12 protein-coding genes are annotated in these 13,570 nt (G+C 71.7%); 10 read left to right on the top strand and 2 right to left on the bottom strand.

The features are described from left to right. Nucleotides 1-344: 344 nt before the first annotated feature. The 8 genes from ACSHXN_RS33715 (at nt 345) to ACSHXN_RS33750 (ending at nt 8,488) form a co-directional block, all read left to right on the top strand. Nucleotides 345-2,177, top strand: coding sequence for a serine hydrolase (locus tag ACSHXN_RS33715; protein ID WP_361159476.1), 1,833 nt, complete (start codon nt 345-347; stop codon nt 2,175-2,177). Between the two features lie 119 nt (nt 2,178-2,296). Continuing rightward, entirely contained in the window at nt 2,297-3,073 is a 777-nt protein-coding gene (locus ACSHXN_RS33720; RefSeq protein ID WP_355132934.1) for a HipA family kinase, read from the top strand. Then, nucleotides 3,070-3,453, top strand: coding sequence for a DUF3037 domain-containing protein (locus tag ACSHXN_RS33725; RefSeq protein WP_355132932.1), 384 nt, complete (start codon nt 3,070-3,072; stop codon nt 3,451-3,453). The genes ACSHXN_RS33720 and ACSHXN_RS33725 overlap by 4 nt, the downstream gene beginning before the upstream one ends. Nucleotides 3,454-3,613: 160 nt before the next feature. Beyond that, nucleotides 3,614-4,375 carry a 3-oxoacyl-ACP reductase FabG gene (gene fabG / locus ACSHXN_RS33730; protein WP_355132930.1) on the top strand — a complete coding sequence of 254 codons (762 nt, stop codon included), beginning with the start codon at nt 3,614-3,616 and terminating at the stop codon, nt 4,373-4,375. A gap of 19 nt (nt 4,376-4,394) precedes the next feature. Then, nucleotides 4,395-5,156 (top strand): SDR family oxidoreductase, encoded by a 762-nt coding sequence (locus ACSHXN_RS33735; RefSeq protein ID WP_355132928.1) that lies wholly within the window; start codon nt 4,395-4,397, stop codon nt 5,154-5,156. Nucleotides 5,157-5,418: 262 nt separating this feature from the next. Continuing rightward, entirely contained in the window at nt 5,419-6,999 is a 1,581-nt protein-coding gene (locus ACSHXN_RS33740) for an ABC transporter substrate-binding protein (RefSeq protein WP_356111121.1), read from the top strand. Between the two features lie 85 nt (nt 7,000-7,084). Next, on the top strand, nt 7,085-7,768 hold the full coding sequence (ung, locus tag ACSHXN_RS33745) for a uracil-DNA glycosylase (RefSeq protein ID WP_355802757.1): 684 nt from the start codon (nt 7,085-7,087) through the stop codon (nt 7,766-7,768). 162 nt (nt 7,769-7,930) lie between these two features. After that, nucleotides 7,931-8,488, top strand: coding sequence for a hypothetical protein (locus tag ACSHXN_RS33750; RefSeq protein WP_355132922.1), 558 nt, complete (start codon nt 7,931-7,933; stop codon nt 8,486-8,488). A gap of 783 nt (nt 8,489-9,271) precedes the next feature. Here ACSHXN_RS33750 and ACSHXN_RS33755 read toward each other — a convergent pair. Next, nucleotides 9,272-9,862, bottom strand: a complete 591-nt coding sequence (locus ACSHXN_RS33755; protein WP_355132920.1) for a TetR/AcrR family transcriptional regulator — start codon at nt 9,860-9,862, stop codon at nt 9,272-9,274. Nucleotides 9,863-9,957: 95 nt separating this feature from the next. On the opposite strand from ACSHXN_RS33755, the gene ACSHXN_RS33760 reads away from it, so the two are divergent. After that, a complete protein-coding gene (locus tag ACSHXN_RS33760; RefSeq protein ID WP_438304807.1) occupies nt 9,958-11,142 on the top strand; it encodes an FAD-dependent monooxygenase in 1,185 nt (394 codons plus the stop codon). A gap of 10 nt (nt 11,143-11,152) precedes the next feature. Next, entirely contained in the window at nt 11,153-12,064 is a 912-nt protein-coding gene (locus tag ACSHXN_RS33765; protein WP_355132916.1) for a Gfo/Idh/MocA family protein, read from the top strand. Here the strand turns inward: ACSHXN_RS33765 and lnt are convergent. Then, complete coding sequence (lnt, locus tag ACSHXN_RS33770; RefSeq protein WP_355132914.1) at nt 11,982-13,556, bottom strand: apolipoprotein N-acyltransferase; 1,575 nt, start codon at nt 13,554-13,556, stop codon at nt 11,982-11,984. The two genes, ACSHXN_RS33765 and lnt, sit on opposite strands and share 83 nt — an antisense overlap. Nucleotides 13,557-13,570 lie beyond the last annotated feature (14 nt).

Raw genomic sequence — 13,570 nt, forward strand, 5'->3', positions numbered from 1 at the left:
TATGCGTAGTCCGGAAGGTGCGTGCGGCTTCGGAGGCGCAGCGGCTGCACCCCGCTGTCCTGCCGGCGCCGCGGGATCGCCCGGTCCACCGACATGAACTCGGGCGCTGTGTTGCCTCGGTGGACGGTAATGAGTGCGTCAACGTCGGACAAGTATGTGGACGGCATTTTGATAGAAGAACTCTCGAGTCGAGGCCGGTCCGTCGTGCGGAGCGCAACAGGAACGGCGCTTCGGTGCTGCGGTCGGCAACCCGCCTGTGACGCACGGGGATTGACAGAGCACGAGTTCCGGAAGGAAAGTTTCAGACCGCAGGGGTCGGAGTGAAAACTTCTTTCGGAGGTCCGATGGAGCAGGTGGAACGGCCCGGAGAGTCCGGCGGTCCCGGTCGGGGCCCGCTCAGCCGGCGCCGGTTCGGGACGGGGATGCTGTCCTTCGGCGGGGCGCTGGTGGTCGCCCCGCTGGGAACCGGGTCCGCCACGGCGGACGACAGCGGCCGTGCGGCGAACGTGCCGCTACGGCCGGGCGGCCACGGGACGACTCTGCGACACGGTTCCGCGGCGCGGGCCGGACTGCTTCCGGAGCACGTGGACGAGGTCACCGCCGTGGCCGAGCGGTACCTCGGACCGTCGCCCAGGCATCCGTACTGGGCCGGCGCCGTGGTGCTCGCCGGACGTGGGGGAACGGTCGCCCTGGAGAGAGCCGTCGGCAAGGCCGTTCGGTACCAGGACTACGACTCCGCGACCGACACCGCCGTCGAGTTCCCGCCCGACCAGCAGATCGACGCGACGCCCGACACGGTGTACGACCTGGCCTCGCTGTCGAAACTGTTCACCTCGCTCGTCGCCGTGCAGCTCATCGAGTGCGGCCGCATCGAGCTGGAGGCCCCCGTCGCCCGCTATGTGCCGGAGTACGCGGGAGGCGGCAAGCAGGACATCACCGTCCGGCAGTTGCTCACCCACACCTCGGGGCTCCAGGCCGACATCGCCTTCTACAAGTTCGGCAGCCGGCAGGAGATGCTGCAGGCGCTGTGGGACGAGAAGCCGGTCAACGCGCCCGGGACCGTCTATCTGTACTCCGACCTCAGCATGATCTCCCTCCAGCAGGTCCTCGAGCGGGTCACCGGCAAGCCGCTCGACAGGCTGGTCGCCGAAGGGATCACCCGGCCGCTGGGCATGACCGCGACCCGCTACAACCCGCCCGCCTCCTGGAAGCCGCGCATCGCGGCCACCGAGGTGGCGCGGCTGCCCTGGTCCGGTCTCGACCGGGGACTGGTGTGGGGCGAGGTGCACGACGAGAACGCCTACGCGTTCGACGGCGTCGCCGGTCACGCGGGTGTCTTCTCCCGGGCCTGGGACATGGCCGTGCTCGCGCGGACCCTGCTCAACGGCGGTGTGTACGGCGGCGTGCGCATCCTGAGCGAGAAGTCGGTGGACCTGATGTTCTCCGACTTCAACACGGCCTTCCCCGGTGACAACCACGGCCTGGGCTTCGAGCTCTACCAGCACTGGTACATGGGTGCGATGGCCACCCCGAGTACCGGGGGGCACACGGGCTTCACCGGGACCAGCATCGTCCTCGACCCCACGACGGACTCCTTCCTCGTCATCATGGGCAACTCCGTTCACCCGGTGCGCACCTGGCGGTCCGGTTCGGCTCCTCGCGTGGCCGCGGGCGACCGGTTCGCGAGGGCCGTTCCGGTGCGGCCCGCCCACGGCGGCACGGCGTGGTTCGGCGGTATGGCGAGCGCGACCACCGCCACGCTGACCCTGCCCGAGCTGGACACCTCGGCAGGGGCACGGCTCACCTGCGATCTGTGGTGGGACACCGAGCCCGGCTCCGACACGTTGCGCGCGGAGACGTCCACCGACGGCGGTGCGACCTGGCGGCCGCTGCCGTTCACCACCCGGGCGCCCGGTGGCGCCGGGCCGGTGGCCCACGACGACGGTGCCGTGACCGGCTACAACGGCCGCGTGTGGCATGCGCTCGACGCCGTGCTCCCCGCCGGTGCGTCCTTGCTCGTGCGCTGGCGGTACACCACCGACTCGCTCTATGTGGGGCGCGGGGTGTACGTCGGGGCGCTGACGGTACGGACCGGGCGCGCGCTGCTGTACTCGGACGCCCGCCCCGGCGACAACTCCCGGGTGCAGTCGGTGGGCTGGACACGCGAGCGGGACTGAGTCCGGAACCGGTCCGGGCCGGCCGCCGCGCCCGCGTCGGCGCGCGGGGCCCGGCCCCGGGTCCCTGGCCGCCGCCACTGCTCGGAACGGTGGCCCGGGCGACCGGATAGCCTGGGGAAATGCTCAAGGAAGTGACGGCGACCCGCTACATCACGCCTCTGCGTGAGGGCGGTTCGCTGCCGGGACTCGTCGAGGCCGACGACCTCGGGACGTACGTCATGAAGTTCAGCGGCGCCGGACAGGGCCGCAAGACGCTCGTCGCCGAGGTCGTCTGCGGTGAACTCGCCCGCCGTCTCGGCCTGCGGGTGCCCGGCCTCGTGACCATCGGTCTCGACCCGGTGCTGGGCCTCGGCGAGCCCGACCAGGAGGTGCAGGAGCTGCTCAAGGCGAGCGGCGGGCGCAACCTCGGCATGGACTTCCTCAGCCGCGCCATCGGCTTCGACCCGCTCGCCTTCGCCGTGGGCTCCGAGGAGGCCGGCCGCATCGTCTGGTTCGACGCGCTCGTCAACAACGTGGACCGCTCCTGGCGCAACCCCAACCTGCTGATGTGGCACGGCGACCTGTGGCTCATCGACCACGGAGCCACGATGATCTGGCACCACAACTGGCGCGGCGCCGAGAGGTCCGCGGCGCGGCCCTACGACGCCTCCGATCATGCGCTGGCCCCCTTCGCGCCGGACGTGGCGAGCGCCGCCGCCGCATTGGCGCCGCTGGTCACCGAGGAGCTGCTGGCCGAGGTGACCGCCGGGATCCCGGACGAGTGGCTGGCCGGCGAGCCCGGCTTCGACAGCCCGGACGCGTTGCGCCGGGCGTACGCTCGGCCGCTGCTCGCCCGCGCCGCCGACGTCCACGAACGCATCCAGGGCATCGAGACCGAGCGGGGGGCCGGCAAGTGAACGGGCGGGACGTCTTCGAGTACGCGCTGCTGCGGGTCGTGCCGCGGGTGGAGCGGGGCGAGTGCATCAACGCGGGGGTGCTGGTGTACTGCCGCGCCAAGTCCTTCGTCGGCGCCCGGACGTACCTCGACGAGCGAAGGCTGCTGGCGCTGGATCCCGGCGCGGACGTGCCCGGTGTGCGTGCCGCGCTGCGTGCCGTCGAGGGTGTGTGCGCGGGCGGGGCGGCGGCCGGGCAGGCGGCGCACGACGATCCGGGGCGGCGTTTTCGCTGGCTGATCGCGCCCCGTTCGACGGTGGTGCAGCCCGGGCCCGTGCATACGGGGCTGACCGCCGATCCTGCGGCCGAGGCGGAGCGGTTGCTGGACCTCCTGGTGAGGTAATGGATCACATGCGCCGGGTGTGCCGTTGACACCGGGTGCCAGGGCTTCTAGCGTCACGTCTGCTGAAGGTACTAAGCGGTCGCTCACCTGATGGGCGTGCCGCGGGAGCCGCAGAGTTTCCCAGGCGTTCCAGGCTTTCCAAGGGCGAGGAGAAGCAGCAATGTCCACCACTGAGCAGCGGGTCGCGGTCGTCACCGGCGCCGCGCGCGGCATCGGCGCCGCCACCGCCGTACGACTGGCCGCCGAGGGTCATGCCGTCGCGGTGATCGACCTCGACGAAGCGGCATGCAAGGACACCGTGGAGAAGATCACCTCCGCCGGTGGCAGGGCCATCGCCGTCGGCTGCGACGTCTCGGACGAGGCGCAGGTCGAGACGGCCGTCGCGCGTATCGCCGAGGAGCTGGGCGGTCCGACGATCCTCGTCAACAACGCGGGTGTGCTCCGCGACAACCTGCTGTTCAAGATGAGCGTCGCGGACTGGGACACCGTCATGAACGTCCACCTGCGGGGCGCCTTCCTGATGTCGCGCACGGTACAGAAGCATATGGTCGACGCGGGCTTCGGACGTATCGTCAACCTCTCCTCGTCCTCGGCGCTCGGCAACCGCGGCCAGGTGAACTACTCCGCGGCCAAGGCCGGTCTCCAGGGCTTCACCAAGACCCTGGCCAAGGAACTCGGCAAGTTCGGCATCACCGCCAACGCCGTCGCCCCCGGCTTCATCGCCACCGAGATGACCAAGGCGACCGCCGACCGGGTCGGCATGGGCTTCGAGGACTTCAAGGCGGCGGCGGCCACCCAGATCCCCGTGCAGCGCGTCGGGGAGCCCGACGACATCGCCAACGCGATCGCCTTCTTCACGGGCGAGGCGGCCGGCTTTGTCTCCGGCCAGGTGCTGTACGTCGCCGGCGGACCGCTCGACTGAGCCACAGGAGCACGGACACATGACTGAACTGCCCCCTCTCTCCGGCAAGGTCGCCCTGGTGACGGGCGCAAGCCGGGGCATCGGCCACGGCGTCGCCGAGGCCTTCGTCGCCCGCGGCGACCGCGTCTGCATCACGGGACGCAACGAGGACGCCCTCAAGGAGGCCGTCGAGAAGCTCGGCGCCGACCGCGTCATCGGCGTCGCAGGCAAGGCGCACGACGAGAACCACCAGGCCCTGGCCGTGGAACGCACCATGGAGGTCTTCGGCCGGGTCGACTTCCTGGTCAACAACGCCGGTACCAATCCGGTGTTCGGCCCGATCGCCGACCTCGACCTGAACGTGGCGCGCAAGGTGTTCGAGACGAACGTCGTCTCGGCGCTCGGCTTCGCCCAGCGGACCTGGCACGCCTGGCAGCGCGAGAACGGCGGCGCGATCGTCAACATCGCGTCGGTCGCGGGGCTCTCCGCCTCGCCGTTCATCGGCGCGTACGGCATCAGCAAGGCCGCCATGATCAACCTGACCGTGCAGCTGGCGCACGAGTACGCGCCCCTGGTGAGGGTCAACGCGATCGCGCCGGCCGTGGTGAAGACCAAGTTCGCCCAGGCGCTGTACGAGGGCCGGGAGGCGGAGGCCGCCGCGGCCTATCCGCTCGGCCGGCTCGGGGTGCCCTCGGACATCGGCGGCGCCGCGGCGTTCCTCACCTCGGACCAGTCCGACTGGATCACCGGCCAGACGCTTGTCGTCGACGGCGGCATCTTCCTGAACGCCGGGGTCGGATGAGATGAGACGGGTCCCGCGCCCGTGACGGGCGCGGGACACCGGGTCGGGGCCGAGGGGCCGGCCCGCGGCTCTTTCGCGCAATACCCGGGTGCCGTCTGGACGGAAGTGACGCCCGTGCCGGTGAAGGCAAGACACACAGACGGATGACAACGTCGTCATGGACGCCCCGATGCACGCGCCCCGCCGAAGCGGGTCCGGCCGCCCGGGGGCTGCGGTAGGGTCTGCCGCCCACCCCTGGTACGGCAGATCGAGGAGCGTGCGCGTGTTCAACCGCAACCGTTGTCGGCGTCGACTGGCGGCGATCGCGTCCCTGTCCCTGGTGGCCGGTTGCAGTGCGCTCTCCTCGGGGTCCGCCGACGAGAAGAGACCGATCGTCGTGGGCACCACCAGCTCCCCGACCACCCTGGACCCGGCCGCATCCTGGGACAACTCCTGGGAGCTGTTCCGCAACGTCTACCAGACCCTCCTGAACTACCCGGACGGCGCGACCGAGCCGGGTCCCGACGCCGCGGAGCAGTGCCGCTTCACGGATGCGACGGCTCTGGTGTACCGATGCGTGGTGCGCGAAGGGCTGACGTTCTCCAACGGGCACAAGCTCGACGCCCGGGCCGTGAAGTACTCGTTCGACCGGATCAGGCGCATAGCCGTGCCCGGCGGCCCGGCGGGTCTGCTGGGCAGCCTCGACCGGGTCGAGGCCAAGGGCGACCGCGAGGTGGTCTTCCACCTCGGCAAGCCCGACGCCACCTTCCCGTTCGTCCTCGCCACGCCCGCCATGTCGATCGTCGACCCGGCCGACTACCCGGCCACCGAGGTGCGCCGGGACGGCGAGGTCACCGGTTCCGGTCCGTACACGCTGGCGTCCTACCGGGACGGCAAGGAGGCAAGGCTCTCCGGGAACACGCGCTACCAGGGCTACGCCGAGCGCAGGAACGACGCGGTCACCATCCGCTACTTCCAGGACTCGGGCGCCATGGTCCAGGCACTCAGGGGCAGGAAGATCGACGTCACCTACCGCGGTCTCGGTGCCTCCGACATCGTCGCTCTCCAGGGACACTCGTCCGACGAGGACATCCGGCTCGTGGAGAACTCGGGGATCGAGATCAGCTATCTGGTGTTCAACCCGAAGGACCCCTGGGCCGGCAGGGCGGCCGTCCGCAAGGCGGTGGCCCAGGTCGTGGACCGGGCCGCGATCGCCCACAACGTCTACAAGGACACCGTCGACCCGCTCTACTCCATGATCCCGGCGGGACTGACCGGCCACACCACAGCCTTCTTCGACGACTTCGGGGAACCCAGTACCGCCAAGGCGCGCACGATCCTCTCCCGGGCGGGCATCACCGGGCCCGTGCCGCTCACCCTCTGGTACACCACCGACCGCTACGGCTCGGAGACCGCTCCCGAGTTCAAGGAGCTCAAGCGGCAGCTCGAGCACTCGGGCCTCTTCCGGGTCACCCTTGAGGGCCGCCCCTGGAAGTCGTACGTGGAGGGCTACCAGAAGGGCGAGTACCCGGTCTTCGGGCGCGGTTGGTTCCCCGACTTCCCGGACCCCGACAACTACATCGCCCCCTTCGTCGGCGAGCAGAACGCCCTCGGCACGCCCTATCCGCAACCGCGGATCACCGGAGTCCTGCTGCCGCAGTCGCGGCGCGAGAGCGACCGTGCCAAGGTGGTGGACGCGTTCGAGCAGGCCCAGCAGATCCTGGTGGACGACACCAGACTGCTGCCCCTGTGGCAGGGCAGGCAGTTCGTCGCGGCGAGCGAGGACATCTCCGGCGGGGAGCGGGCGCTGGACCCGTCGACGATCATGATGATGTGGGAGCTGTACCGCAAGACGAGCTGGTAGCCCCCACCGGGCACCGGAGCTCGTTGTCAGTGGTCGCCTGTAGGTTCTGAGGCCTGGAAGTGACCGCACATCGGAGGAAGTTGACGTGACCGACATCGCCATGCTGCCGGAGTCCTGGCGGGGCGTACTGGGCGACGAACTGCAGCAGCCCTACTTCAAGGAGCTCGTGGAGTTCGTCGAGGAGGAGCGCGCCAAGGGTCCCGTCTACCCTCCGCGTGAGGAGGTCTTCGCGGCTCTCGACGCCACGCCGTACGACAAGGTGAAGGTCCTCGTCCTCGGCCAGGACCCGTACCACGGCGAGGGCCAGGGGCACGGTCTGTGCTTCTCCGTGCGGCCGGGTGTGAAGATCCCGCCCTCCCTGCGAAACATCTACAAGGAGATGCACGAGGAGCTGGGCACGCCGGTCCCCGACAACGGCTATCTGATGCCGTGGGCCGAGCAGGGCGTCCTGCTGCTGAACGCGGTGCTCACGGTGCGCGCGGGCGAGGCGAACTCGCACAAGGGCAAGGGCTGGGAGAAGTTCACCGACGCCGTGATCCGCGCCGTCGCCGGCCGGCCCGACCCGGCGGTGTTCGTGCTGTGGGGCAACTACGCGCAGAAGAAGCTGCCGCTGATCGACGAGTCACGGCATGTCGTCGTCAAGGGTGCGCACCCCTCGCCGCTGTCCGCGAAGAAGTTCTTCGGCTCGCGCCCGTTCACGCAGATCAACGAGGCGGTGGCCCGGCAGGGACACGAGCCGGTCGAGTGGACCGTGCCGAATCGGGGATGAGCCCCGGGGCGGGGCCGTGCCCGCTCCGGCCCCGCCCGTCGGCCCACGGGCCCCGCATCGTCACCGTCCTGGCCCAGCGCCCGTACGGAGCCGCCTGACCGCGATTGCCGGTGGCGGCGGTTAGCGTCGTGGTGAGGGAGGGTGACGAGCGCGGAGGAAGCCGTGGTGAAGCGACAGGAGCAGGCGGCGCCGGACGCCGTCATGACCCGGATCGGGCAGGGCGTCATGTTGCACCACGGCGGAGACCGCGAAGAGGCCCGGGACCGTTTTCTGCGTCTGTGGGCGGAGATCGGCGAGGACGGCGATCCGCTGTACCGCTGCACGCTGGCGCACTACATGGCGGACACGCAGGACGACCCGGCGGACGAGCTGGCCTGGGATCTGAGGGCGCTGTCCGCCGCCGAGGAATTCACCGACGAGCGCCTCGCCGGCCACGACGGGGTGCTCGCGGTGCGTGCGTTCTACCCCTCGCTCCATCTGAACCTGGCGGCCGACTACATCAAGCTCGGCCGCTGCGAGGCCGCCCGGGTCCATCTGGGCCGGGCGCGCGGTGCGGTGGGCGCCCTGGACGACGACTCCTACGGCAAAGGGGTCAAGGCCGCGATCGTACGTCTGGAGCTGCGGCTCGCCGAGCGGTGGCCGAGGGGCGGCGCACCGGAGCCCGGCCCGCCCGACGGCCCCGGCGGGGACACCCTGGGACCGCAGAGACGGCGCCCTTGAGGCGACCGGCTGCGCGCGTCACGAAAGGGACGGCGATCGGCCCGGCATGCATCCCGGGTCGGCGAGTACCTACGGGACAACACGAATCTCGACATGGGCCCGCCCGCTCGGACGCTCTCCCGGGCTCAACGCCCGTAGGCGCTGCGGCAGATCCTCGCCTCGGGGCTGTCGGGTCGCCACCCTCCGTACCTGCGGCCGAGCGCGCACACGTCCGCGTTCCTCGGGAGCTGCCCGGAGACGGTCGGCGGCAACCGTACCGGACCCCGTGGGCCGGTCGGCCGCGATTGCGGGCCGGCGGGCGGGTGGGGCCGGGCGGCGGGCGGAGCGATGCCCGGTGCGGGCGGGGCCGCGCGGTTCGGGGCGGTCCTGAACGGTGAGGGAGGCTCGGAGGGCTCGACCATCTCCAGTGCCTCCCGGGCCGGGGCCTGGACGACTCGGGGGTCCGTGCTGCCGTCGGGGCGCGGTGCCGAGGGTCGTGTGGGGGAGGGCGGCGGTTCGGAAGCCGGCGGTCGCTGGACGGTCACACAGCCGGTGAGGGCCGAGACGGCCACGGTGACCAGGAGCGCGGCGGTCGTCGTCGTTCGATGCACCCGCGCAACTCTGCAAGGTCATGGCCGGTTTGGGGAGCTGACAGGCACAGGATGCCCCGCATGGGTGATCTCCCGCCCCCTACGGAGGGTCCGCGTCCATCGCGGCTGACGCCGGTCCGCCCGGTTGCCGCCGGCCGGTCCCGGCGCCGTCACCCGTTCCCGCGGCATCCGTCACCCGTTCCCGTGGCGGCCGTCAGCTGTGGAGCATGCCGGCGAGCAGTTCCCGCAGGCCGGCACGCACCTCGTCCGGGGTGGGCACGTCGGCGGTGAAGGAGCCCGCGACGCACGAGAACATCAGCCCGTCCAGCCAGGCCACGAGCGACAGCGCATGGCGGTCCGGGTCGGCCGAACCCAAGGCCGTGACCAGGGCGTTGAGCTGGTCACGGAAGCGGGCTCCGGCCGCGTCGAAGTGCCGGCGCAGCTCCGGCCGACGTGTGGCCTCCAGGGCCAGTTCGTACCGGGCGAGAGTCAGCGCGCGGTGCCGGGTCAGGGCACGGTGGGCGGCCAGGGCCAGCGCGTCCACCACCTGGTCGGGTCCACTCGTGGGAGCGGGCATCTCGTGCGGCGCGAGCACCCGGGCCTCCCGGTCGGCGAGGCGCCGCACCGCGAGCTCCAGCAGCGCCAGCCGGGTCCGCGCCAGATTGGAGGTCGAGCCCTGGGGCAACCCCGCCCCCTCGTCGACCGCCCGGTGCGTCAGCCCGCGCATGCCGCGCTCGGCGAGCAGGGAGAGCGCGGTGTCGGCGATGAGGTCGGTGCGGGAGGAGCCTTCGGTACGTGCGGACATGAACGCCAACCTATCCGTGGCACTACGTCTGTAGTAGAGTCGCCGTATCTGTTCACTACAGATGTAGTTTGGCATGCGCGGCACAAGGAGGGGCCATGGCACCGGCGTCACGGGTCGTCGTCATAGGAGGCGGTGTCGGAGGGCTGACCGCTGCGGCGGCTCTGCACCGGTCCGGCCGCCAGGTCACCGTTCTGGAGCGGGCCGGCTCGCTCGATCCGGTGGGCTCCGGCATCTCGCTGGCCCCGAACGCCCTGCGCGCCCTGGATGTCATCGGGCTCGGGGACGAGCTCCGCGACCTCGCCGCCTGGCAGGGGAACGGCGGGCTGCGCACTCCGTCCGGGCGCTGGGTCGCGCGCCTCGCCGCCGCCGATGCGGCCGAGCGCCTCGGCGGACCGATCGTGCTGCTGCACCGCGCCACCCTCGTGAACACCCTGGCGGCACAGCTCCCGCCGGGGACGATCCGTACGGCGTCCGCCGCGAGCCTCGTCGACCCCGGGGACACCACACGCCCGGCCCGCGTCGCCACTCCCGACGGCGAGTTGGAGGCGGACCTGGTGGTGGCCGCCGACGGCATCCACTCGGCCGTACGTCGTGCGCTGTTCCCGGAGCACCCCGGGCCCCTCTACACCGGGTTCACCACGTGGCGGCTCGTCTCGGCGCCGCCCGGCGTGGAGTTCGCACCGCACGAGACATGGGGCCCGGGCCGCTTCTGGGGCACACAGCCCCTCAAGGACGGCAGGGTGTACGCCTACGCCGCGGCCGTCTCTCCCGCCGGCCTGCACGCACCGGACGACGAGAGGGCCGAACTCGTGCGCCGGTTCGGGGACTGGCACGACCCGATCCCCGCCCTCATCGCCGCGGTCGGCCCCGAGGAGATCCTGCGGCACGACGTGCACCACCTCGCCGAGCCGCTGCCCGCGTTCCACTCGGGCCGGGTCGCACTGCTCGGGGACGCGGCCCACGCCATGCCGCCCCAGCTCGGCCAGGGCGGCAACCAGGCCGTCGAGGACGCGATCGTGCTCGCCCATCACGGCGAGGACCTCGCCGCCTACACCGCCGCCCGGCTGCCTCGCACGACGGTGGTCGCCCGCAAGGCGGTCAGGGCCGCCGGTGTGGGTCTGACCCGCAGCCGTTCGGGCATCGCCGTCCGCAACGCCGCGATCGCCGCGTTGTCCCGGGTCGCCCCCGGGCTCCTCCTGCGCGGCTTCGAGGACATCGCCGGCTGGCGTCCGCCGCAGCAGCCGTATGCTTCCGGCAAGGCACCGGTCCGCAACCCCTAGGAGACACCCCGTGAAGGTCGGCTGCATCGGACTCGGTGATATCGCGCAGAAGGCGTATCTGCCGGTGCTCGGGATGCAGCCGGGGCTCGAACTGCATCTGCAGACCCGCACTCCGGCGACGCTCGGGCGGGTTGCCGACGGCCTGCACCTCCCGCCCGCCCAGCGGCACGCGGACCTCGACGGACTGCTCGCCCAGGGCCTCGACGCCGCGTTCGTGCACGCGCCCACCGGCGCCCACGCCGAGATCGTCACACGGCTGCTGGAGGCGGGCGTGCCGACGTACGTGGACAAGCCGCTCGCCTACGAACTCGCCGACTCCGAGCGACTGGTGGGGCTCGCGGAGGAGCGCGACGTCAGCCTCGCGGTCGGCTTCAACCGGCGCCACGCGCCCGGGTACGCACAGTGCGCCGAGCACCCGCGCGAGCTGATCCTGATGCAGAAGAACCGGGTCGGACTCCCCGAGGAACCGCGCACCATGATCCTCGACGACTTCATCCACGTCGTCGACACCCTTCGGTTCCTGGTGCCGGGCCCGGTCGACGACGTGACGGTGCGCGCCCGGGTCCAGGGCGGACTGCTGCACCATGTGGTGCTCCAGCTGACCGGCGACGGTTTCACCGCGCTCGGTGTGATGAACCGGCTGAGCGGTTCGGCCGAGGAGGTACTGGAGGTCTCGGGCCAGGACTCCAAGCGGCAGGTGCTCAACCTCGCCGAGGTCGTGGACCACAAGGGCCAGCCGACCGTGCGCCGGCGCGGGGACTGGGTGCCGGTGGCCAGGCAGCGCGGCATCGAGCAGGCCACGCTGGCCTTCCTCGACGCCGTCCGCGCGGGCAAGGTGCTCAGTGCCCGTGACGCACTGGCGACTCACGAACTGTGCGAGCGGGTGGTGGCTGCGGTGCAGGAGCGCCCCGTCGCACTCTGAGCGCGCGCAGACCCTCGGCCGCGCACAGCCCGGCGAGGACCAGCAGGGCCCCGTGGACGGGCCAGTCGCCGAACCTGACGTACGGGGTGACGCCCCGGGCGAGCGGAACGTCGTAGACCTCCGACGCGCTGCGATCGGTCCCGAGCCAGGAGCCGACGCGTGCGCCGGTAGGACCGTAGACGGCGGAGACACCGGTGAGGGTGGCGTGCACCATCGGCCGGCCGGTCTCGGCGGCCCGCAGCGCGGCCAGCGAGGCGTGCTGCTGCGGCGCCCAGCTGTGCTGGAACGTCGACGTGGAGGACTGGGCGAGCAGCACCTGTGCGCCGTCCTCGGCGAGATGGCGGCTCATGTCGGGGAACGCGGACTCGAAGCAGACCATCGGTCCGATGCGCAGCCCGTGCCCGACGTCCATGACCACCTGCTCGGTGCCGCGCCTGCGGTCCTCGCCGGCCGCCCTGCCCACGGAGGTGGCCCAGCCCAGCACGGAACGTGCCGGTATGTACTCGCCGAACGGGACGAGCCGCATCTTGTCGTAGCGCTGCCCGGTCGGGCCGTCCGGTCCGACCGGGACCGAACTCTTGTATATGCCCGGTTGATCGGAGCGCCGCGCGTCGACGTTGACCAGGATCTCGGCGTTCACCAGCCGGGAGAGCGCCGCGATCCGGTGCGCCAGATCGGGCCGCTGCGCGAGGTCGAACCCGACGCTGCTCTCGCCCCACACGACCAGGTCCAGACGCTGTCCGGCGAGCGCGCGGGTCAGCTGCTCCTCCCGGTCGAAGCGTCTCGTCCCGCTGTCCGCGCCGCTGACGATCCCCGGCTGCACGACCGCGATCCGCATCCGCCCGTCGGGGTCCGGTTGCGGCGCCCAGGCCCAGGCGGCCGATGTCGCGACGGCCGTGGCCACCAGACCGGCCACGGCGGGGACCCGTGAGGCGCGTACCGAGACCAGTACGGCGACGGCCACATTGACCACCACCACCAGGAAGCTCAGCAGCCACACACCGCCGATCGAGGCGAGCCGCAGCGCGGGCTGCACCTGCCACTGGCTCGACCCGAGCAGGCCCCAGGGGCCTCCGAGCCCCTGCCAGGAGCGGACGAGCTCCACCAGGAGCCAGCCGGACGGCAGCACGACGAGGGCGGCGCCGACCCGGCCGGGCGTCGGTGTCGCGGCCAGGAAACGCCGCACCAGCCAGCCCCAGGGCGCCCAGAGTGCGCCGAGCAGCGCCGCTATGACGAACGTGAACACGTTCAGGCTCGGGAACAGCCAGTGGTGCACGGCCACCATGAAGCCGAAGCCGCCGAGCCAGCCGTCGTACAGGGCGCGCCGGCCGGTCGGGGCCGTCCGGATCAGCAGGATCCAGGGGACCAGGCAGACGTAGGCGAACCACCACCAGGAGGGTGCCGGGAAGGCGAACATGGGCAGCGCGCCCGCGAGCGCGGCGGCGGCACCGCGCCGGAAGCGGGAGGCGAGCCAGTCGCTGGGCATCCTCATACGGCGCATCCCTC

This window comes from Streptomyces sp. HUAS TT11 (genome assembly GCF_051553595.1).
GTDB lineage: Bacteria > Actinomycetota > Actinomycetes > Streptomycetales > Streptomycetaceae > Streptomyces.

Excerpts from the sequence above, each read along its gene's own strand:
- ACSHXN_RS33715 (WP_361159476.1), top strand. The coding sequence starts at position 345 with ATGGAGCAGGTGGAACGGCCCGGAGAGTCCGGCGGTCCCGGTCGGGGC.
- ACSHXN_RS33720 (WP_355132934.1), top strand. The coding sequence starts at position 2,297 with ATGCTCAAGGAAGTGACGGCGACCCGCTACATCACGCCTCTGCGTGAG.
- fabG (WP_355132930.1), top strand. The coding sequence starts at position 3,614 with ATGTCCACCACTGAGCAGCGGGTCGCGGTCGTCACCGGCGCCGCGCGC.
- ACSHXN_RS33735 (WP_355132928.1), top strand. The coding sequence starts at position 4,395 with ATGACTGAACTGCCCCCTCTCTCCGGCAAGGTCGCCCTGGTGACGGGC.
- ACSHXN_RS33755 (WP_355132920.1), bottom strand. The coding sequence starts at position 9,862 with ATGTCCGCACGTACCGAAGGCTCCTCCCGCACCGACCTCATCGCCGAC.
- ACSHXN_RS33760 (WP_438304807.1), top strand. The coding sequence starts at position 9,958 with ATGGCACCGGCGTCACGGGTCGTCGTCATAGGAGGCGGTGTCGGAGGG.
- lnt (WP_355132914.1), bottom strand. The coding sequence starts at position 13,556 with ATGAGGATGCCCAGCGACTGGCTCGCCTCCCGCTTCCGGCGCGGTGCC.